General features: G+C 62.0%; 22 protein-coding genes. 11 read left to right on the plus strand and 11 right to left on the minus strand.

Annotated elements, in window-relative coordinates; translation table 11 throughout:
* Positions 1 to 5: 5 nt before the first annotated feature.
* Complete coding sequence (locus C2H86_RS07785; protein ID WP_159412106.1) at positions 6 to 266, minus strand: putative signal transducing protein; 261 nt, start codon at positions 264 to 266, stop codon at positions 6 to 8.
* Entirely contained in the window at positions 266 to 448 is a 183-nt protein-coding gene (locus tag C2H86_RS07790) for a CPXCG motif-containing cysteine-rich protein (RefSeq protein ID WP_027918329.1), read from the minus strand. Before C2H86_RS07790 ends, C2H86_RS07785 begins: the two co-directional genes overlap by 1 nt.
* 123 nt (positions 449 to 571) lie before the next feature.
* Between C2H86_RS07790 and C2H86_RS07795 the strand changes: the two genes are divergently transcribed.
* Entirely contained in the window at positions 572 to 1741 is a 1170-nt protein-coding gene (locus tag C2H86_RS07795; RefSeq protein ID WP_159412107.1) for a 1-acyl-sn-glycerol-3-phosphate acyltransferase, read from the plus strand.
* 37 nt (positions 1742 to 1778) lie between these two features.
* Here the strand turns inward: C2H86_RS07795 and C2H86_RS07800 are convergent, their stop codons facing one another.
* A complete protein-coding gene (locus C2H86_RS07800) occupies positions 1779 to 2039 on the minus strand; it encodes a hypothetical protein (protein WP_159412108.1) in 261 nt (86 codons plus the stop codon).
* A 160-nt stretch (positions 2040 to 2199) separates the two neighbouring features.
* On the opposite strand from C2H86_RS07800, the gene C2H86_RS07805 reads away from it, so the two are divergent.
* On the plus strand, positions 2200 to 2406 hold the full coding sequence (locus C2H86_RS07805; RefSeq protein ID WP_060484531.1) for a hypothetical protein: 207 nt from the start codon (positions 2200 to 2202) through the stop codon (positions 2404 to 2406).
* Between the two features lie 70 nt (positions 2407 to 2476).
* On the opposite strand, the gene C2H86_RS07810 is transcribed toward C2H86_RS07805, so the two are convergent.
* Positions 2477 to 3061: a YajG family lipoprotein gene (locus tag C2H86_RS07810; RefSeq protein ID WP_054887481.1), complete on the minus strand. Its 585-nt coding sequence runs from the start codon at positions 3059 to 3061 to the stop codon at positions 2477 to 2479.
* A 145-nt stretch (positions 3062 to 3206) separates the two neighbouring features.
* Between C2H86_RS07810 and C2H86_RS07815 the strand changes: the two genes are divergently transcribed.
* Both C2H86_RS07815 and mqo read left to right on the plus strand, forming a co-directional pair.
* Positions 3207 to 3440 (plus strand): hypothetical protein, encoded by a 234-nt coding sequence (locus C2H86_RS07815; protein WP_159412109.1) that lies wholly within the window; start codon positions 3207 to 3209, stop codon positions 3438 to 3440.
* A 604-nt stretch (positions 3441 to 4044) separates the two neighbouring features.
* Entirely contained in the window at positions 4045 to 5550 is a 1506-nt protein-coding gene (gene mqo / locus C2H86_RS07820) for a malate dehydrogenase (quinone) (protein WP_159412110.1), read from the plus strand.
* A gap of 55 nt (positions 5551 to 5605) precedes the next feature.
* Here the strand turns inward: mqo and C2H86_RS07825 are convergent, their stop codons facing one another.
* The 4 genes from C2H86_RS07825 to C2H86_RS07840 form a co-directional block, all read right to left on the minus strand.
* Positions 5606 to 5896: a PA4642 family protein gene (locus tag C2H86_RS07825; RefSeq protein ID WP_027918322.1), complete on the minus strand. Its 291-nt coding sequence runs from the start codon at positions 5894 to 5896 to the stop codon at positions 5606 to 5608.
* A 67-nt stretch (positions 5897 to 5963) separates the two neighbouring features.
* Positions 5964 to 6434 (minus strand): hypothetical protein, encoded by a 471-nt coding sequence (locus C2H86_RS07830; protein ID WP_110638426.1) that lies wholly within the window; start codon positions 6432 to 6434, stop codon positions 5964 to 5966.
* Positions 6435 to 6486: 52 nt separating this feature from the next.
* Positions 6487 to 6960, minus strand: coding sequence for a WbuC family cupin fold metalloprotein (locus tag C2H86_RS07835; RefSeq protein ID WP_159412111.1), 474 nt, complete (start codon positions 6958 to 6960; stop codon positions 6487 to 6489).
* Between the two features lie 2 nt (positions 6961 to 6962).
* A complete protein-coding gene (locus tag C2H86_RS07840; RefSeq protein ID WP_159412112.1) occupies positions 6963 to 7520 on the minus strand; it encodes a hypoxanthine-guanine phosphoribosyltransferase in 558 nt (185 codons plus the stop codon).
* A 161-nt stretch (positions 7521 to 7681) separates the two neighbouring features.
* On the opposite strand from C2H86_RS07840, the gene upp reads away from it, so the two are divergent.
* The gene (gene upp / locus C2H86_RS07845; RefSeq protein WP_011532223.1) at positions 7682 to 8320 is read left to right on the plus strand and encodes a uracil phosphoribosyltransferase; all 639 of its coding nucleotides are present in this window, start codon (positions 7682 to 7684) and stop codon (positions 8318 to 8320) included.
* A 2-nt stretch (positions 8321 to 8322) separates the two neighbouring features.
* Positions 8323 to 9588 carry a uracil-xanthine permease family protein gene (locus C2H86_RS07850; protein ID WP_103445700.1) on the plus strand — a complete coding sequence of 422 codons (1266 nt, stop codon included), beginning with the start codon at positions 8323 to 8325 and terminating at the stop codon, positions 9586 to 9588.
* A gap of 45 nt (positions 9589 to 9633) precedes the next feature.
* Here C2H86_RS07850 and hemH read toward each other — a convergent pair whose 3' ends face one another.
* Together hemH and C2H86_RS07860 are read right to left on the minus strand one after the other, a co-directional pair.
* Positions 9634 to 10647: a ferrochelatase gene (gene hemH / locus C2H86_RS07855; protein ID WP_159412113.1), complete on the minus strand. Its 1014-nt coding sequence runs from the start codon at positions 10645 to 10647 to the stop codon at positions 9634 to 9636.
* Between the two features lie 13 nt (positions 10648 to 10660).
* Entirely contained in the window at positions 10661 to 11566 is a 906-nt protein-coding gene (locus C2H86_RS07860) for a TIGR01777 family oxidoreductase (RefSeq protein WP_159412114.1), read from the minus strand.
* A gap of 187 nt (positions 11567 to 11753) precedes the next feature.
* Here C2H86_RS07860 and C2H86_RS07865 point away from each other — a divergent pair, with 187 nt between their 5' ends.
* The 5 genes from C2H86_RS07865 to C2H86_RS07885 all read left to right on the plus strand — a co-directional run bounded on the left by C2H86_RS07865 (position 11754) and on the right by C2H86_RS07885 (position 16834).
* Positions 11754 to 12740 carry an NAD(P)/FAD-dependent oxidoreductase gene (locus tag C2H86_RS07865; RefSeq protein WP_159412115.1) on the plus strand — a complete coding sequence of 329 codons (987 nt, stop codon included), beginning with the start codon at positions 11754 to 11756 and terminating at the stop codon, positions 12738 to 12740.
* A gap of 108 nt (positions 12741 to 12848) precedes the next feature.
* On the plus strand, positions 12849 to 13817 hold the full coding sequence (locus C2H86_RS07870) for a YbgA family protein (protein ID WP_159412116.1): 969 nt from the start codon (positions 12849 to 12851) through the stop codon (positions 13815 to 13817).
* On the plus strand, positions 13807 to 14706 hold the full coding sequence (locus C2H86_RS07875; RefSeq protein WP_159412117.1) for a MerR family transcriptional regulator: 900 nt from the start codon (positions 13807 to 13809) through the stop codon (positions 14704 to 14706). Before C2H86_RS07870 ends, C2H86_RS07875 begins: the two co-directional genes overlap by 11 nt.
* On the plus strand, positions 14697 to 16139 hold the full coding sequence (phrB, locus tag C2H86_RS07880; RefSeq protein ID WP_159412118.1) for a deoxyribodipyrimidine photo-lyase: 1443 nt from the start codon (positions 14697 to 14699) through the stop codon (positions 16137 to 16139). Before C2H86_RS07875 ends, phrB begins: the two co-directional genes overlap by 10 nt.
* On the plus strand, positions 16136 to 16834 hold the full coding sequence (locus C2H86_RS07885; RefSeq protein WP_159412119.1) for an SDR family oxidoreductase: 699 nt from the start codon (positions 16136 to 16138) through the stop codon (positions 16832 to 16834). Before phrB ends, C2H86_RS07885 begins: the two co-directional genes overlap by 4 nt.
* A 61-nt stretch (positions 16835 to 16895) precedes the next feature.
* Here C2H86_RS07885 and C2H86_RS07890 read toward each other — a convergent pair whose 3' ends face one another.
* Positions 16896 to 17414: an acyloxyacyl hydrolase gene (locus C2H86_RS07890; protein ID WP_159412120.1), complete on the minus strand. Its 519-nt coding sequence runs from the start codon at positions 17412 to 17414 to the stop codon at positions 16896 to 16898.
* Positions 17415 to 17482: the final 68 nt, after the last annotated feature.

Genomic DNA, 17482 nt, shown 5'->3' on the forward strand with positions numbered 1-17482 from the left:
AGAACCTAGCAGATCAAGGTACCGGGATGACTCTCCGGCTCGTCGCCGGCGAGCGGCTCTGCACCATTGTACGCATCGATCAGTTGCCGTGCGTATTCGGCCTGTTGGTCAGGCACCGCGAGCCCGAGCAGCCCCTGCAACGGCAACTCACCGACAGCGCCGATAAGGTCGCGGCCGACCAGGTGCACTTCGACACCCTCGCTGACGAGCATGCCCACCAGCATTTCGGCCTCCAGCAGGTTTTCCGGTTCGTAGATTCGCCGCATCAGTCGTTCTCACCGTAGACATCCAGCATCCATTCGTCGCCATGAACCTGCAGCACGAAGCGGATAGGCTTGCAGCACACCTGGCAGTCCTCGATGTACTCCTGGTCGCCCCCGGACAGGTCCACCGTCGTTTCGACTTCCTCACCACAATAAGGGCAATCGTAGAACGCTTGTTCGAGCATCGCGGCCTCCGGGGTGACTTGTGCGTATAATTGCCGGTCTGTTTACAGGGCTTGCGTGTGCCCGAGCCGTTTTTCGGGCCCCACCCCTTACCTTATTACCCTAGCCGTTTCCAACAAGAGAGCATGATGGGCGAATTCGATGCCATCCGACCGTACGACGATGCTGAGGTCCCTGCCGTTCTGGCACGCCTGCTCAGCGACCCGGCATTCCTCGATATCCTCACCCACTTCAAGTTCCCGCGCGCGGCCGGCGCCCTCGGCTGGCTGCTCAAGCCGCTGATCGCCCGGCGCCTGCGCAAGGAATTTTCCGGTGTCACCTGCGTGTCGACCCTGCAGGACAAAGTCGAGTACTACGTCGACCAGACCATCGAGCGCGCCACCGACGGCGTCACCTACTCCGGCGTCGAACAGCTCAAGTCGGGCACTGCCTATCTGTTCCTGGCCAACCACCGCGACATCGTCATGGACCCGGCCTTCGTCAACTACGCGGTGTACCACGCTGGCCTGCCGACTCCACGCATCGCCATCGGCGACAACCTGCTGCAGAAGCCGTTCGTCAGCGACATGATGCGCCTGAACAAGAGCTTCATCGTGCACCGCTCGATCAGTGGCCGCCGCGAAAAACTCGCGGCCTACCAGTTGCTTTCGGCGTACATCAACCACTCGATCCGCAATGACGGCGCGTCGATCTGGATCGCCCAGGCCGAAGGGCGCGCCAAGGACGGTGATGACCGTACCGATTCGGCGATCCTCAAGATGTTCCACATGAGCCGCAAGGACGAGCCGTTCGGCGCGGTGATCCAGAGCCTGAACCTGATCCCGGTGTCGATCAGCTACGAGTACGACCCCTGCGACCAGGCCAAGGCCCGCGAGCTGTACATCCGCGCCACCACCGGCACCTACAAGAAGGCATCGGGCGAGGACGACAACAGCATCGCCAAGGGCATCACCGGCTACAAAGGCCGGGTGCACATCCACTTCGCCCCGCCGGTGACCGAGTACTACGAGGACACCAAGCAGCTGGCACAGGAAACCGACCGGCAGATCCTCGGCGGCTACCGCCTGTTCCCGGTGCATTATCTGGCCTATGCGATGTGGAGCGAGAAGGACGAGGCCCTGCAGGTGCCGAGCGCCGAGAAGGTGTTTCCGGCCGAAGAGCTGGCCAAGGCCAGGGAAGAGTGGCAGCGCCGCCTGGATGCCTGCCCCGAAGAGCAGCGGCCGTACCTGGTGTTGCAGTATGCGACGCCGGTGCGCAACCAGTATCAGGTCAAGCAGCAGGCACCTGTCGCCTGATCAATCTTCTTGGGGCCGCAATGCGGCCCCAAGCGTTTCAGATCCAGGTGCTGAACCAGGACAGCAGCAGCGCCATCGCCAGGCAGGAAAACCCGAGGATGTAGTAGTAGCGCGGCACGCGCCGGTCGAAGGCATCCACCGGCCCCTCTTCCACTGCCAGGCTCTCACGGCTGGTCACCTCACGCCGCCGCGCACTCTGCAGCAGCAACCCGCCTGGGCAGGTCAGCAACAGCGCCAGCAGATTGATCAGCTTGGTAGGGTGGGCGGAAAGAAAGCCCCAGAGCACTTGCAACGACATCACGCAACCTCGGTCATAGCCACAGCGAAGCCCGGCATTCTACCGGAGTCCGACCCGCCCGCCCGGTCTGGGCGACAAAGTGTCACTTGATTTCATCTGTCACATGCTCGTCATCAGGGCAGGCCACTCTATCGGCCTTTTCCCGTACCGGAGCTTGTTGATGCTGCACGCCGAAAACCAGGACCGTCTCTATCTCGTGGCTCAGAGCGATGAGCAGCAGGCGTTGATCGATGGTTTCGCCATCAATGTCCAGGACCGCCAGTGGCTGGTGTACTGCGCGCTGGGTGGGCATGTGCACGAGGACTTGCCCGAGGTGGATGCAAGCACCGGCGTCAGCTTGCTGGATTTCCACATCGAAGCCGCCTAGGTGGGCGCAGACAACAAAAAACCCGCTACCTGGCGTTCAGGTAGCGGGTTTTTCGTTTGCAGCGTGAGGCTTACTCGCCCAGCACCTGACCGATGGTCGGGTCTTTGAACAGGCGGGTCAGTGCATCGCTCAGCACATCGCCCACCAGCTGGGTGTTGGTGTCCTGGTTCGGCGCCATGCCGAAGCGCTGGTCCAGCGAAGCACCGTAGCGGCCGCTGTAACGGCGGCTGGCATTCTGCACATCGGCACGGAAGGTGGCGCCGATGGTGGCTTCGGTCACATACAGGTTGTCCTTCGGCGACTGGTACTTCAGCTCGGCCAGGGTCACGGTCAGCTGCGGTGCGTTGTAGGCGTTAGGCGTCGGGGTGAAGCCAAGCAGGCGCACGGCAGCTTCGGCCTGGGCCTGCAGCTTGGGCACGACATCATTGCCACTGACGCTGATGGTGCTGGTTTCAGGGTACATGCCACCACGGGTGCCCAGGGACTGCGAAGCACGCCCGTCGACCACCTTGACCACCACCGGCTGGCCGTGGCCGACCGGTGCGAGCTGAGCCTTGAGCGTGGGTTGCGGGCTGAGTTGTTGCGGGCTGTGGGCACAACCGACCAGGCTGAGGCTGGCTACGGCAATCAAACCGAACAACAGACGTTGCAACATGCGCGTTTCTCCAGAAGATGCGGCAAAGGCCCACAGTATACCCAGCCAGGCACCGACCAGTCATCGCCCCGGCCCGCTTGTCACAATCGTTTCATGGCCATGCCCTTATCCTTGCGCCAAGCCCAAACGCACAGGACGCATCGCCATGGCTTCGCTCTGGACACTGCTCTGCCAACGCCCGCGCCACAATGCCTACGCCCGCCTCGACGGCGAAGGCAAATGCCTGGCCTTCAAGCAATGCAGCCAGGCACCCAGCGGTAGCGGATGGGTGCAGATCGGCGAAATCCAGCTGGCCTGGCTAGGCCGTGAACTGCCCGCCGATGCCCGGGTTTGCGCCCGCGCAAGCCGCCGTTGGCACCAGCGCATCCTCGCAGCCTGACAAACGCTGCAATAAAAACCACGAATTACGACCTTTCTGCCCGCGACATCGTTATAATCTCCCCCCGATTATAAGGACGTCTCCTGATCGGGCCCCGCACTCGCCGATTGACCCCGGCACCTTCACCCGCTTCGCCCACAGAGAGCCTTCCACTCAGGTCTTGCATCGGCTGTCGTGCCTGCTTTTCCGGCCCTTCGCACTGCATGAACCTGTGGGTTGCCATCGCGCAGTCCCCTTTTGAGGTTCACGTCTCCAAAAGAGCGTGAAAAAACGGTTTTCACTACTTCACAAGAGTGTGGCGAGCAAATGAACAGTCTGGCATGTGCAAAAGCGGCAGATGTGTCCCGAACAGCCCTGAACAGGCGGCTGATGCGCTCATTTCGGATGAGTGCCTGAGGTCGTTCCTTAGCGCACCCACGACACCTTGACCATAAGTCGAATTGCCGCACCCGTGGCAATCAGGGTTCAATATCGCAACCCAAAGACTGATTGGCGGTGTCCGCGGAAGTGGCAAGAACTGCGAAGAGTCGGACATGGCGATCCTGGCAACCCCAGTGGTCCTATGCTGTCAATTAGGTAGCTGTAGATTGTGGAGACGCGTTAAATGGCGCAGAACGAATCGGTTGATGTGGTACTGGTAGGCGCGGGCATCATGAGTGCCACCCTGGCCGTACTGCTCAAGGAGCTTGACCCGACCCTGAAGCTTGAGGTCGTCGAGGCAATGGACTCCGGAGCCGCGGAAAGCTCCAACCCCTGGAACAACGCAGGCACCGGCCACGCCGGCCTGTGCGAGCTGAACTACACGCCTCAGGCCGCCGATGGCAGCATCGACATCAAGAAGGCCGTGCACATCAACACCCAGTTCGAGGTCTCGCGCCAGTTCTGGGCTTACCTGAGCAAGAAGAGCACCTTCGGCTCGGCACGTGCATTCATCAACCCGGTCCCGCACCTGAGCTACGTCGAAGGTGACAAGGGTGTGTCCTTCCTCAAGAAGCGTTTCGAGATGCTCAAGCAGCATCACGCCTTCGCCGAGATGGAGTACACCGAAGACAAGGCCGTGATGAACCAGTGGATGCCGCTGATGATGCCAGGCCGCCCGGCCGACCAGCACATCGCCGCAACCCGCGTGGCCAAAGGCACCGACGTCAACTTCGGGGCACTGACCAACAAGCTGCTCAAGGTGCTGGGCGACAGCGCAGACGCGCAGGTCAAGTACAGCAAGAAAGTCGTCGGCTTGCGCCGTAACGGCAGCGGCTGGACCGTGAGCATCAAGGACGTCAACAGCGGCGGTACCCGCGAAGTCGATGCCCGCTTCGTGTTCCTGGGTGCCGGTGGCGCGGCGCTGCCACTGCTGCAACTGTCCGGCATCCCGGAAAGCAAAGGCTTCGGCGGCTTCCCGGTGAGCGGCCAGTGGCTGCGTTGCGACAACCCGGAAATCGTCAAGCAACATCAGGCCAAGGTGTACAGCCAGGCTGCGGTCGGCGCACCGCCGATGTCGGTGCCACACCTGGACACCCGCGTGGTGGACGGCAAGACTTCGCTGCTGTTCGGCCCTTACGCCGGGTTCACCACCAAGTTCCTCAAGCACGGCTCGTTGATGGACCTGCCGCTGTCGGTGCGCATGGGCAACATCGGCCCGATGCTGGCCGTGGCCCGCGACAACATGGACCTGACCAAGTACCTGGTCAGCGAAGTGATGCAGTCGATGGAACAGCGCCTGGAGTCCCTGCGCCGCTTCTACCCGCAGGCCAAAGCTGAAGACTGGCGCCTGGAAGTGGCTGGCCAACGCGTGCAGATCATCAAGAAGGACCCGAAGAAAGGTGGCATCCTGCAGTTCGGCACCGAGCTGGTCTCGGCACAGGACGGCAGCCTGGCAGCACTGCTCGGCGCCTCGCCAGGTGCTTCGGTAACCGTGTCGATCATGCTCGAACTGATCGAGCGCTGCTTCCCCGAGCAGGCCAAAGGTGCCTGGGCTGCCAAGCTCAAGGAAATCTTCCCGGCCCGCGAGAAGGCCTTGGCCACCGATGCAGCTCTGTACCGCAAGATCAGTGCCGACAACGATGTAGCGCTGGAACTGGTGGAAGACAGCCCGGCTAAGCATTACGCCTGAGCCGGCCTGAAACGAAAAAACGCCCCTCGGGGCGTTTTTTTGTGCCTGGGCTTTATCAGCCGCGGGCCTTGGCGATGATCTCGACGTACTCTGGCGCATTGCGCTGGTCGGCAATCACTTCGACGAAGGTCTTGCCGTGCTCGTCCTTGCCATCCAGGTCCAGGCCAGCCTCGACGAAGAAGCCCACGAAGCGCTCGAAGTCATCGACGCGCAGGCCGCGGTAGCCTTTGATCAGCTTGTGGTGCGAAGGCGAGGTCACGCCGTCGGCCGGCTCAAACTGGAGGAACGACTTGATGTAGTCGTCACTGATTTCGTCACCAATCACCTGCTTCTTGTCTTTACGCATTGCCGGCTCCAACTGACCATCATGGAATTTCGAAGGCCGGCAGTTTACCCCCCACAGGCGGCACGCCTCAACGCGAACGTACGGTGCCGGTGTGCAGGTCGGCCCAGATGTGGCCATTGGCGTAGGTCAGGAACTGCACATAGACCGTCTCATTGCGCAGCAGGTCCATGATCACCCGGTAGTCACTGACTGGGTAATTGAGGCTCAGGGTGCGGGTCTTGTCGTCGTACACCGGCTTCTTGAGGCTTTTGCCGGCCTCACCGTCGAAATTCAGCAGCACCTGGCTGATCGTCGCGCCCTTGCTCAGCGGCTTGCCCTTCAGGCGCATCTGCAGCGAAGCGGTGATCGGGATCGGCTGCTGGTCGGATTGGCGCTGGGCACCCACGACCACCGAGTAGTCGGTGACTTGCAGCAATTGCTGGCCAGTTGGCGCTTCCTGGCGCAGGGACTGGTCATCGGGCGGGAGGAACTGACTGTGCAACGGCGCGGCTGCGAGGGGTAAGCTCACCGCCAATAGCAGGGGAAGAATCGCACGCATGTGAGGCTCCTTGGCATGAAGGAGCACTCTAGCATGCAGGCAACGGCAGGCCTCAATCGAACCGTGCGAGCATCCAGGCCTGGTATTCAGCCGAGCCGGCTTCACCTTCACGGGGCGCCCAGGGCGCATGTTCACCTTCGACCAACTGGCGATAAGGGCCGGCCTTGCACTCGAACATGATGCTGTTGGCGTCGAGCGCCACCAGGCCATGATAGATGCCCGGCGGCAGGTCCACGCCCATGCACTCGCCACCGGCTTCGAGGATGCGTGTGCTGGACAGCGCGCCCTGCTCATCGAACAACAACAGCCCGAGTCGGCCCTTGAGCACCAGCAAGGTTTCGGCCTTGTCGTCACTCAAGTGCCGGTGCGGTGCGATGTAGGTCGAGGGCTGCAAGCCGATTGCCAGTCGATGGCAAGGGTCTTCCATGGCATGGAAGTTGTGATGGTGCCGCAGACGCGGCGCATCGGCGGCTTTCTGCGCCAGCCCGGTAAACAACGTTTGATCGATGAATGCAGGCTGGCTCATGGTTACAGTCCTTTGACCGCGAAAATGCCGTTTGCGTTACGCCAATAGCCTTTATAGTCCATTCCGTAACCGAAGATATAGCGATCGATGCAGGGCAGGCCGGCGTAGCTGGCCTTAAGGCCCGGGCTGGCCTTGCGGTCGTGGTCCTTGTCGATCAGCACAGCGGTGTGTACGGCGCGTGCGCCGGCATGCTTGCAGAACTCGATGATGGCGCTGAGGGTGTGGCCTTCGTCGAGGATGTCATCGACGATCAGCACGTCGCGGTCGATGAACGACACTTCCGGCTTGGCCTTCCAGAACAACTCGCCACCACTGGTCTGGTTGCGGTAACGGGTGGCATGGATGTACGAGACCTCCAGCGGGAACTGCAGGTGGGTCAGCAGTTTGCCGGCAAAGATCAGGCCGCCGTTCATCACGCAGAACACCACTGGGTTGGTGTCGTGCAGGTCCTTGCAGATCTGCTCGCCGACCTTGGCGATGGCCACTTCGACTTCGGCTTCGTTGTACAGGCAGTCTGCCTCGCGCATGACTTGACGGATGTGCTCGAGATCGGCGGACATGGCGCTCTCCGGGGGGTGCATTTTGGAAAAGCGGGCAAAGGTACGCATCCGCTCGTCACAGATCAAGCATTTATGGACTAACGTGCAAAAGGACTGCACGACAGCAAAGGCTGAATAGATTAATCTAGCGCGGTTTTTTTGCCCGCCTTTCGGAGCCCCCTATGCCTACTCGTGAGATCCGCCACCCGCTGATCCGCCACAAGCTCGGCCTGATGCGCCGTGCCGACATCAGCACCAAGAATTTTCGCGAACTCGCCCAGGAAGTCGGCGCGCTACTGACCTACGAAGCCACCCAGGACCTGCCCCTCGAAACCTACGAGATCGACGGCTGGTGCGGCAAGGTGCAAGTTGAAAAAATCGCCGGCAAGAAGATCACCGTGGTACCGATCCTGCGCGCCGGTATCGGCATGCTCGACGGCGTGCTCAGCCTGATCCCGGGCGCCAAGGTCAGCGCCGTCGGAGTTGCCCGCAACGAGGAAACCCTCGAAGCGCACACCTACCTGGAAAAGCTCGCACCGGACATCAACCAGCGCCTGGCCCTGATCATCGACCCGATGCTCGCCACCGGCGGTTCGATGGTCGCCACCATCGACCTGTTGAAGAAGGCCGGTTGCAAGGAGATCCGCGCCATGGTGCTGGTCGCTGCGCCAGAAGGCATCGAGGTGGTGGAAAAAGCCCACCCGGACGTCCAGATCTACACCGCGTCGATCGACCAGCGCCTGAACGAGCATGGCTACATCGTCCCAGGCCTGGGCGATGCCGGTGACAAGATCTTCGGCACCAAGCAGAAGGACGCCTGACCATGCAGGACGGCTTCAACGACCCGCTCTGGCGCCAGGTCGTTTCGGGCGCGCAGATGCTCTTCGTGGCATTCGGCGCGCTGGTGCTGATGCCGCTGATCACCGGCCTCGACCCGAACGTGGCGTTGTTCACCGCCGGTATCGGCACCCTGCTGTTCCAGCTGGTCACCGGTCGCCAGGTTCCGGTGTTCCTGGCTTCGAGCTTTGCCTTCATCACCCCGATCATCCTCGCCAAGGGCCAGTTCGGCCTGGCCGAGACCATGGGCGGCGTAATGGCCGCAGGTTTCGTGTACACCTTCATGGGCCTGATGGTGAAGATCAAGGGCACCGGCTTCATCGACCGCATGCTGCCGCCCGTGGTGATCGGCCCGGTGATCATTTCCATCGGCCTGGCCATGGCCCCGATCGCCGCCAACATGGCGATGGGCAAGGCCGGTGATGGCACAGCGCTGATGCCTTACAAGACTGCAATGCTGATCTCCATGCCGGCCTTGCTGACGACCTTGATCGTCGCCGTGTTCGGCAAAGGTATTTTCCGCCTGGTACCGATCATCTCGGGCGTGCTGGTAGGCTTTGCCCTGTCGTTCGCCTTTGGCGTGGTCGACACCGCCAAGATCGCCGCCGCTCCGTGGCTGGAAATCCCCAATTTCACCGCCCCAGCATTCAACTGGCAGGCCATCCTGTTCATCGTCCCGGTCGCTCTGGCGCCAGCGATCGAACACATCGGCGGGGTGATTGCAGTCGGCAGCGTAACCGGCCGCGACTACCTGAAGAAGCCCGGCCTGCACCGCACCTTGCTGGGTGACGGCCTTGCCACCACCGCAGCCGGCCTGTTCGGCGGCCCGCCCAACACCACCTACGCCGAAGTGACCGGCGCGGTGATGCTGACCAAGAACTACAACCCGAAAATCATGACCTGGGCGGCAGTCTTTGCCATCACCCTGGCCTTCATCGGCAAGTTCGGCGCGCTGCTGCAGAGCATCCCGGTACCGGTGATGGGGGGCATCCTGTGCCTGCTGTTCGGTTCGATCGCGGCGGTGGGCATGAACACCATGATCCGCCACAAGATCGACCTGGCCGAAGCGCGCAACCTGGTGATTGTTTCGGTAACTCTGGTGTTCGGTATCGGCGGCGTGCTGATCGGTAGCGGCGACGGCCCGGACGATTGGGGCCTGAAGGGAATTGCCCTGTGCGCCATCGTGGCCATTGCCCTGAACCTGATCCTGCCAGGCAATGACGGCTGGAAGCACAAGAAGCTGGATGTGTAGGAGCGGCCTTGTGTCGCGAAGGGGCCGCAAAGCGGCCCCCTCAATTCAGACCTTCTCGCACATCCCCGCCAACACCTTCGCCCACTCCGGGTGATCATTCAGGCACGGCACCAGCACCAACTCCTTGCCGCCCGCCTCGATAAACTGCTCGCTGCCACGCATGCCGATCTCTTCCAGCGTCTCGATGCAATCGGCAACGAACGCCGGGCACATCACCAGCAGTTTCTTCACCCCTGCCTTGGCCAGCCCATCCAGGCGCGTCTCGGTGTAGGGCTCGATCCATTTGGCCCGCCCCAGTCGCGACTGGAACGACACCGACCACTTGCCGTCCGCAATGCCCATCTTCGTCGCGAAGGCCTTGGCCGTCGCCAGGCATTGCCCGCGGTAGCACACCGCGCGCATCTCGGCGCTGGCATCCTTGCAGCAGTCTGCCGCCTGGAAGTCATGCTTGCCGGTCGGGTCGAGCTTCTTCAGATGGCGCTCAGGCAGGCCGTGGAAGCTCAGCAGCAGGTGGTCGTAATCCTGTTGCAGATACGGTTTGGCACTGGCGGCCAGGGCATCGATATACGCCGCATGATCGTAGAACGGTTGCAGCACCCGCAGCTCCAGCGGCAAGTGCCGCTCGGCGACAGTCTGTTGTGCCTGTGCCACCACCGTGGTCACCGTGCTGTCGGCAAACTGTGGATAAAGCGGCGCCAGGGTTACCTTGCGCACACCTTGTGCAGCCAGGCGCGCCAGCACCTCGGGCAACGCCGGCTCACCGTAGCGCATGGCAACTTCCACCGGGCCGTGTGGCCAGTGCTCGACCATCGCCGCCCGCAGGCGCCGGGTCAGCACTACCAGGGGCGAGCCTTCATCCCACCAGATCGAGGCGTAGGCGTGCGCCGACTGCTCCGGCCGCTTGACCAGGATCAGCGACACCAGCAGACGCCGCACCGGCCATGGCAGGTCGATCACATAGGGGTCCATGAGGAACTGGTTGAGGTAGCGGCGCACATCGGCCACCGAAGTGGAGGCCGGGGAACCCAGATTGACCAGCAGCAGAGCGTGATCGGTCATGCAGCGTCCTATGTCAGAGGCGGCTGGACAGGTTGCCCAGGGCCGATTGCAAATCGTTGAAGCGGAAAGTGAAGCCTGCCGCCAGCAAGCGCACCGGGCGTGCTCGCTGGCCGCCAAGCAGCAAAGTCGATAACTCGCCGAGGCCGGCCTTGAGCAGCAGGCTGGGCATGGGCACAAACGCTGGCCGGTGCAGGGCACGCCCCAGCTGCCTGGCGAAGTCACGGTTGCGTACCGGCTCTGGCGCGCAGGCATTATAAGGACCGCTGGCATCCTTGTGCTGCAAGAGAAAATCAATCAGGGCGATCTGGTCGTCGATGTGCACCCACGGCATCCATTGCCGGCCATCACCCAACGGCCCGCCCAGCCCCAGCTTGAACGGCAGGCGCAGGCGCGACAAGAAGCCGCCGTCACTGGCCAGTACCAGCCCGGTGCGTACCAGTACCACGCGAATGCCAAGGTGCTGCGCGCGCTGGGCGGTTTCTTCCCAGGCGATGCACAGCTGGCTGGCGAAGTCTTCGCGAACCGGCGGCGAAGCCTCGGTGAGTTCGCGCTCGCCGCCATCGCCGTACCAGCCCACGGCGGAACCGGAAATCAACACCTCTGGTCGCTGCTCACGGCTGCCCAGCCAGGCCAGCAGTTGCTCGGTGAGCGTGATTCGGCTGGCCCACAACAGGTTGCGACGCGCTGCCGACCATGGCCGATCGGCGATCGGCGCACCGGCCAGATTGACCACCGCATCCAGCTGTTCATCGGCGCCCAGGTCCTCCAGACGGCCAATGCCCCGCACCCCACTGCCACACAATCGCGGCACTTGTTCAGGGCGCCGGCTCCACACGGTCAGACGATGGCCCTTGCCGAGCCAGTACTGGCAAAGATGCTGGCCGATCAAACCTGTACCACCTGTCAGCAATATATGCATGGCTGTGTCCTCGCAGCGTGCGGCCATGGTCTATTTTTAAGAACAAGGCACTTTTCCAGACCCATCGCTCTCGGATAACCATAGGCCAACATGCCTATGTAGCGGAATAACCTTATACAAAGATTGTGCATTGTACAGGTTTGCCTGACAGCGTAGTCTGCCTACAGCAAGGTTCGAAGAGGCCATCATGACAGTACCTATTGCCATCATCGGTGCCGGTATCGCCGGCTTGTCTGCCGCCCAGGCGCTGCAAAAGGCCGGGCAATCGGTCCATTTGTTCGACAAAGGCCACGGCAGTGGCGGGCGCATGGCCAGCAAGCGCAGCGAAGCCGGCGCCCTGGACCTTGGCGCGCAGTACTTCACTGCCCGCGACCGGCGCTTCGTCGAACAGGTGCAGCAGTGGGTAGCCGCCGGCTGGGCCGAGCAGTGGAAGCCGCAGCTGTACAACTACCGTGATGGCGAACTCACCCCCTCCCCCGACGAACAGACCCGCTGGGTTGGCGTGCCACGCATGAGCGCCATCACCCGCGGCCTGCTCAAGGACGTCACGGTGAACTTTGGCTGCCGTATCGCCGAGGTGTTCCGCGGCAAGCAGTTCTGGCACCTGCAGGACACCGAAGGTTGCAGCCATGGCCCGTTCAGCCGCGTGGTGATTGCCGTGCCCGCACCCCAGGCCACCCCGTTGCTGGCCGCCACGCCCAAGCTCGCCGCAGTGGCGGCCGGTGTGCAGATGGAGCCGACCTGGGCTGTTGCCCTGGCTTTTCAGACGCCACTGGATACACCGATGCAAGGCTGCTTCGTGCAGGACAGCGCACTCGACTGGCTGGCCCGCAACCGCAGCAAACCCGGCCGTGAGGATCACCTCGACACCTGGGTACTGCACGCCACCTCCGATTGGAGCAAGCAGCACATCGACCTGCCTAAGGAAGAAGTCATCGAGCATCTGTGGGGTGAATTCGCTGAACTCGTCGGCTGCGTGGTACCGGCAGCGAGCTTTGCCCTGGCCCACCGCTGGCTGTATGCGCGACCAACGAGCAATCATGAATGGGGCGCACTGGCCGATGCCGACCAAGGCCTGTATGCCTGCGGCGACTGGTGCCTGTCAGGCCGCGTCGAAGGCGCCTGGCTCAGTGGCCAGGAAGCCGCGCGAAGGCTGCTGGAACATCTGGAATGACATCACGCGGGAAAACTATACAAAAATACTAGTTTGCATAAGTTTCTGGCTGTGCTGGAATGAACTTGTACGCGCTCGCTTCCATGTACAAGTTTACCGGAGACAGCCATGCAGGATTCCGCCCCCGCACATAAGCCCCGTATCGCCATCAGCGCCTGCCTGACCGGCCATAGTGTGCGCTATAACGGCGGGCACAAGGCCTCCGAACTGTGCCGTGAACAACTGCAAGCGCATTTCGATTGGCTACCGGTGTGTCCTGAGGTCGCCATTGGCCTGGGCGTTCCACGCGACCCGATACGCTTGGTGGGTGACCCCGCGCAGCCAGCCGTGGTCGGCACGCGCAACCCAGGCATGGACCTGACCGGCCCTCTGCGCAACTATGGCGAGCAGATGGCCGATGAGCTCGATGACATCTGTGGCTACATCTTCATGCAGAAGTCCCCTTCCTGTGGCCTGGAGCGGGTCAAGGTGTATCAGGACAACGGTCACCCTGCGCCGCAAGGCGGCACGGGGGCCTATGCCGCCGCTTTCTGCGCTCGACGCCCTGACCTGCCGGTCGAGGAAGAAGGCCGCCTGCACGACCCGGTGCTGCGCGAAAACTTCATCAGCCGCGTCTATGCCTACGCCGATTGGCAACAGCTGCTGGCCCAAGGGTTGAGCCGTGGCGCACTGGTGCGCTTCCACTCTCGCTACAAGTACCTGCTGATGGCGAACAATCCCCAGGCCTATCGCCAGCTTGGCCGCCTGCTGGGCAGCATGAGCCGGGAAGATGACCCCGAGCAAGTCGGCCCCCGCTATTTCAGCCAGCTGATGCAGGCCCTGCGCCGGTGCGCCAGCCGGGGCACCCACTGCAATGTCCTGCAGCACCTGAGCGGCTACTTCAAGGACTCGCTGACACAGCAGGACAAAGCCGAATTGCAGCACATCATCAACCAGTATCAGCAAGGCGAGGTGCCGCTGGTGGTACCACTGACCCTGCTCAAGCATCACCTGCGCAAGCATCCTGATCCGTATCTGCAGCAACAGACTTACCTGCAGCCACACCCCGACAGTTTGGGCCTGCGCAATGCTGTCTGAAACCCTCGTGCCGATTGGCGAACTGGCCCGGCGCACCGGCGTCAACCCCGTCACCTTGCGCGCCTGGGAACGCCGCTATGGCCTGCTCAAGCCACAACGTACCGCCAAGGGGCATCGTTTGTACGGGCAAGACCAGTTCGAGCGGGTGCAGGCGATTCTCGCCTGGCTTGAACGCGGAGCGTCGGTCGGCCAGGTGCGCGAGCTGCTCGAGCAGCCGGTAGAGCGGGCGCCGGTGGGCGACTGGCAACCGCGCCAGCAGCAGTTGGTCGAAGCCATCGCCCATCTTTCCCAACGCAGCCTCGATCAGCAACTGAACCAGGTCATGGCCTTGTACCCCGCCGTGACACTGTGCGAACAGTTGCTGCTGCCGCTGCTGGAATCCCTCGCCGTTCGCTGGCGCAGCCACTTCAACGCGCGCCTTGAACAAGTGTTTTTCCACACCTGGCTGCGTAGCAAGCTGGGGGCACGGGTGTACCACGACAATCAATCGTTGCAAGGGCCAGCCGTGCTGCTCTGTGAAGACAGCGAGCGCCCGTTCGACCCCAGCCTGTGGCTATGCGCCTGGCTGCTGAGCAGCAACGGCATTCCCGTAGAGGTGTTTGAGCAACCGGTGGGTGGCGCGCAGCTGCAACGCGCCGTGATCACCCTGCAACCACGGGCAGTACTGATGCACCTTGGCCCGCGTATCGATGCCAGCGCCTTGCTGCGCACCTTGCAGGGCATCGCCGCGACCAAGTTGCTGGGCGGCGCCACCCTCGCCCTGCACCAGTCCCAGCTGCAGGCTTTCGATCTGCCCGACCTTTTCCTGTTCGATACCCCGCAGGCAGCCTTGCGCGTGTTGCAAGGCAATGTCCGCCGGCTTGTAGAGACGAGTACCCCATGCAACTGATCTGGCTGCGCAGCGACCTGCGCATCAATGACAACTCCGCCCTCAGCGTCGCCTGCGAACGCGGCCCGACCTTGGCCTTGTGGCTGGCCAGCCCCGGCCAATGGCAGGCCCACGACGACGCTGCCTGCAAGGTCGACTTCTGGCTGCGCAACCTGCGCCAGCTGCGCCAGTCGCTGGACCGGCTGAATATCCCGCTGCTGGTGCGCAAGATCGACACTTGGGACCAGGCTCCGGCCACACTGCTCGAAGTCTGCCGCCAGCACGCTATCGAGGCGGTGCACTGGAACGATGAATACGGCATCAACGAAGAACGTCGCGATGCAGCCACGCGCAAGCTGCTGGAGGATTCCGGTGTCCGTGCCCACAGCTACCTCGACCAGCTGTTCTTCCGCCCCGGCACCATCTTGACCCGCAGCGGCGACTACTTCCAGGTCTTCTCCCAGTTCAAGAAAGTCTGCCTCGAACACCTGCACCGCAGCCTGCCGTCACTGGCCCAACGGGTGAAACGCCAGCAGCCGCTGGCTATCACCAGCGACCCGATCCCGCAGCATATCGAGGGCTTCGACAAACCTGCCCGCACACTGAGTGAACAGTGGCCCGCCGGTGAAGACGAAGCGCAGGCGCGGCTGGCCCTCTTTCTCGATGAAACGGTCGAGGACTATGGGTACCTGCGCGACCTCCCGGCCAAGCCAGGCACCAGCCAGCTTTCAGCCTACCTGGCCGCAGGCGTGATCTCGCCCCGCCAATGTTTGCATGCCGCCCTTGCCAGCAACCGCGGTGAGTTCGACAGTGGCAGCAGCGGCGTCCAGACGTGGATCAACGAGCTGCTCTGGCGCGAGTTCTACAAACATATCCTGACCGGTTATCCACAAGTGTCCCGGCATCGTGCCTTCCGCGCCCAGACCGAAGCACTGCCCTGGCGCGATGCACCGGACGACTTCATGGCCTGGCAGCAGGGGCATACCGGCTTCCCGATCATCGACGCAGCCATGCGCCAACTGCTGCACACCGGCTGGATGCACAACCGCCTGCGCATGATCGTCGCCATGTTCCTCAGCAAGAACCTGCTGATCGACTGGCGCCTGGGCGAACGCCATTTCATGCGTCATCTGATAGACGGCGATCTGGCTGCCAACAATGGTGGCTGGCAGTGGAGTGCCTCCACCGGCACCGACGCAGTGCCCTATTTCCGTATTTTCAACCCGGTCTCCCAGTCGCAGCGTTTTGACCCCGAAGGTCGCTTCATTCGCCACTGGCTACCGGAATTGGGGCATATGGATGAAAAATCCATTCATCAACCCATGAAGTCGGGGGATCTTTTTGCTAATAATTCGTATCACAGTCCAATAGTCGATCTCAGTAGTAGCCGCCAACGTGCGCTGGAAGCTTTCAAGGGGCTTCCACGCCGGCAGGATCAGAGGGCAGTATCTTGAATCACTCGCGTAGTTTCTGGGTTACGGGGGCCAGCAACGGACTAGGCCTGGCCTTGGTGGAACAGTTGCTCGAACAAGGGCATCACGTTGCCGCAAGTAGCAAAGGAAGCGAGAAACTGGAAGCACTGGCAGCAAGGCACGGCAGCAAGTTGTTGCGCCTGCCCTGGCAGTTGCAGGAGGAAGGGGAAGCAGACAGCGCTGCGCAGCAAATATGCCATGCCTGGTGTTCACTTGACGTGCTGATCATTAACGCCGGGACCAGCGATTATCTGGCTGATGAAATGCCAGACACTGAGCTTTTCGAGGCCATCGTCATTAGTAACCAGCTGGCTGCCGAATTTTGCCTGGCAAGTGCGAAACCGCTGCTGGCGAAGGGGCATCAGCCACAGGTCATGGCGATTTTCAATCGCTATTCGGCCTTGCAACTCTACTCGCCGACGCAAGTGTCGGCGGGCTGGAACAATGTGCCGCAGTGGTCGCGTGAGCAGCGTCAGGCGTTGAAGGACCAGGGGATCGACCTGACCGTGGTGGCACCGCAGTCGCTGAAGACGCCGGTGACTTCCGTGCAGGCAGTGCCGGATGCCTGGACGCCGCAGAGTGCGGCGGATGAGTTGATCTCACGCCTGGCGTTACGCGAACCTGAGCTGGTGCTGGAGGTGCTGGACATCAGCAGTTTGTGGCCGTTATCGAGCTAAGCGCCGTATCTGCGCGAGGCGCCTATCGCCAGCTTACTGGCGATAGGTAGCTAAGCGGTGATCAGAGGGCCATGCGGTAATGCAGGCTGTAACTTTCCACTCCGTCGTTTGGCTCTTTGATTCCCGCATTGGAATAGTGGATTGCCCTCACTCCGATTTCATGCCCCCCGGCAAATCGCAGACCAAAACCAATCCGGTCTTCGAACTGGAAGGACGAGCCCAGTTCGTTACTCTCCAGTTCAGTGCTGGAGAATGCAGCCACACCGATCCCTGCTTCGATGTAGGGCTTCACCGACTCCCCGGCGAACTCATAGACGAACACCGGGGCAAACGACAGGCTGTGGTTGCTCGCTGTTTCGTCACCGTCCCAGTAGGTATAGCCCCCGTCCCAATAGCCGGTCAGCCGGCCGACGCTGGTTTGCCACCAGCTCGCATCCCAGTTCGACTGCAGCCCCAGGCGGTAGACCATGGTGGAGTCCCCCGTCTGCCCGACCGAAAATGAAACATCGGCAGCCTGCACCGCCATCACCTGCCCCAAGGTAAACGCGGCAGCCGCCGCTAAGCCGAGCCGTTTCTTCATGAGAAACATCCTTCCTTTCGATGCTGTTATTGATTTTCCACCTACCATCAGGCAATGCGATAGAGGTC

It is taken from the genome of Pseudomonas putida, from assembly GCF_009883635.2.
Lineage (GTDB): Bacteria > Pseudomonadota > Gammaproteobacteria > Pseudomonadales > Pseudomonadaceae > Aquipseudomonas > Aquipseudomonas putida_W.

Coding starts and splice junctions, on each gene's coding strand:
- C2H86_RS07785 (WP_159412106.1), bottom strand. CDS start 266: ATGCGGCGAATCTACGAACCGGAAAACCTGCTGGAGGCCGAAATGCTG.
- C2H86_RS07790 (WP_027918329.1), bottom strand. CDS start 448: ATGCTCGAACAAGCGTTCTACGATTGCCCTTATTGTGGTGAGGAAGTC.
- C2H86_RS07795 (WP_159412107.1), top strand. CDS start 572: ATGATGGGCGAATTCGATGCCATCCGACCGTACGACGATGCTGAGGTC.
- C2H86_RS07800 (WP_159412108.1), bottom strand. CDS start 2,039: ATGTCGTTGCAAGTGCTCTGGGGCTTTCTTTCCGCCCACCCTACCAAG.
- C2H86_RS07805 (WP_060484531.1), top strand. CDS start 2,200: ATGCTGCACGCCGAAAACCAGGACCGTCTCTATCTCGTGGCTCAGAGC.
- C2H86_RS07810 (WP_054887481.1), bottom strand. CDS start 3,061: ATGTTGCAACGTCTGTTGTTCGGTTTGATTGCCGTAGCCAGCCTCAGC.
- C2H86_RS07815 (WP_159412109.1), top strand. CDS start 3,207: ATGGCTTCGCTCTGGACACTGCTCTGCCAACGCCCGCGCCACAATGCC.
- mqo (WP_159412110.1), top strand. CDS start 4,045: ATGGCGCAGAACGAATCGGTTGATGTGGTACTGGTAGGCGCGGGCATC.
- C2H86_RS07825 (WP_027918322.1), bottom strand. CDS start 5,896: ATGCGTAAAGACAAGAAGCAGGTGATTGGTGACGAAATCAGTGACGAC.
- C2H86_RS07830 (WP_110638426.1), bottom strand. CDS start 6,434: ATGCGTGCGATTCTTCCCCTGCTATTGGCGGTGAGCTTACCCCTCGCA.
- C2H86_RS07835 (WP_159412111.1), bottom strand. CDS start 6,960: ATGAGCCAGCCTGCATTCATCGATCAAACGTTGTTTACCGGGCTGGCG.
- C2H86_RS07840 (WP_159412112.1), bottom strand. CDS start 7,520: ATGTCCGCCGATCTCGAGCACATCCGTCAAGTCATGCGCGAGGCAGAC.
- upp (WP_011532223.1), top strand. CDS start 7,682: ATGCCTACTCGTGAGATCCGCCACCCGCTGATCCGCCACAAGCTCGGC.
- C2H86_RS07850 (WP_103445700.1), top strand. CDS start 8,323: ATGCAGGACGGCTTCAACGACCCGCTCTGGCGCCAGGTCGTTTCGGGC.
- hemH (WP_159412113.1), bottom strand. CDS start 10,647: ATGACCGATCACGCTCTGCTGCTGGTCAATCTGGGTTCCCCGGCCTCC.
- C2H86_RS07860 (WP_159412114.1), bottom strand. CDS start 11,566: ATGCATATATTGCTGACAGGTGGTACAGGTTTGATCGGCCAGCATCTT.
- C2H86_RS07865 (WP_159412115.1), top strand. CDS start 11,754: ATGACAGTACCTATTGCCATCATCGGTGCCGGTATCGCCGGCTTGTCT.
- C2H86_RS07870 (WP_159412116.1), top strand. CDS start 12,849: ATGCAGGATTCCGCCCCCGCACATAAGCCCCGTATCGCCATCAGCGCC.
- C2H86_RS07875 (WP_159412117.1), top strand. CDS start 13,807: ATGCTGTCTGAAACCCTCGTGCCGATTGGCGAACTGGCCCGGCGCACC.
- phrB (WP_159412118.1), top strand. CDS start 14,697: ATGCAACTGATCTGGCTGCGCAGCGACCTGCGCATCAATGACAACTCC.
- C2H86_RS07890 (WP_159412120.1), bottom strand. CDS start 17,414: ATGAAGAAACGGCTCGGCTTAGCGGCGGCTGCCGCGTTTACCTTGGGG.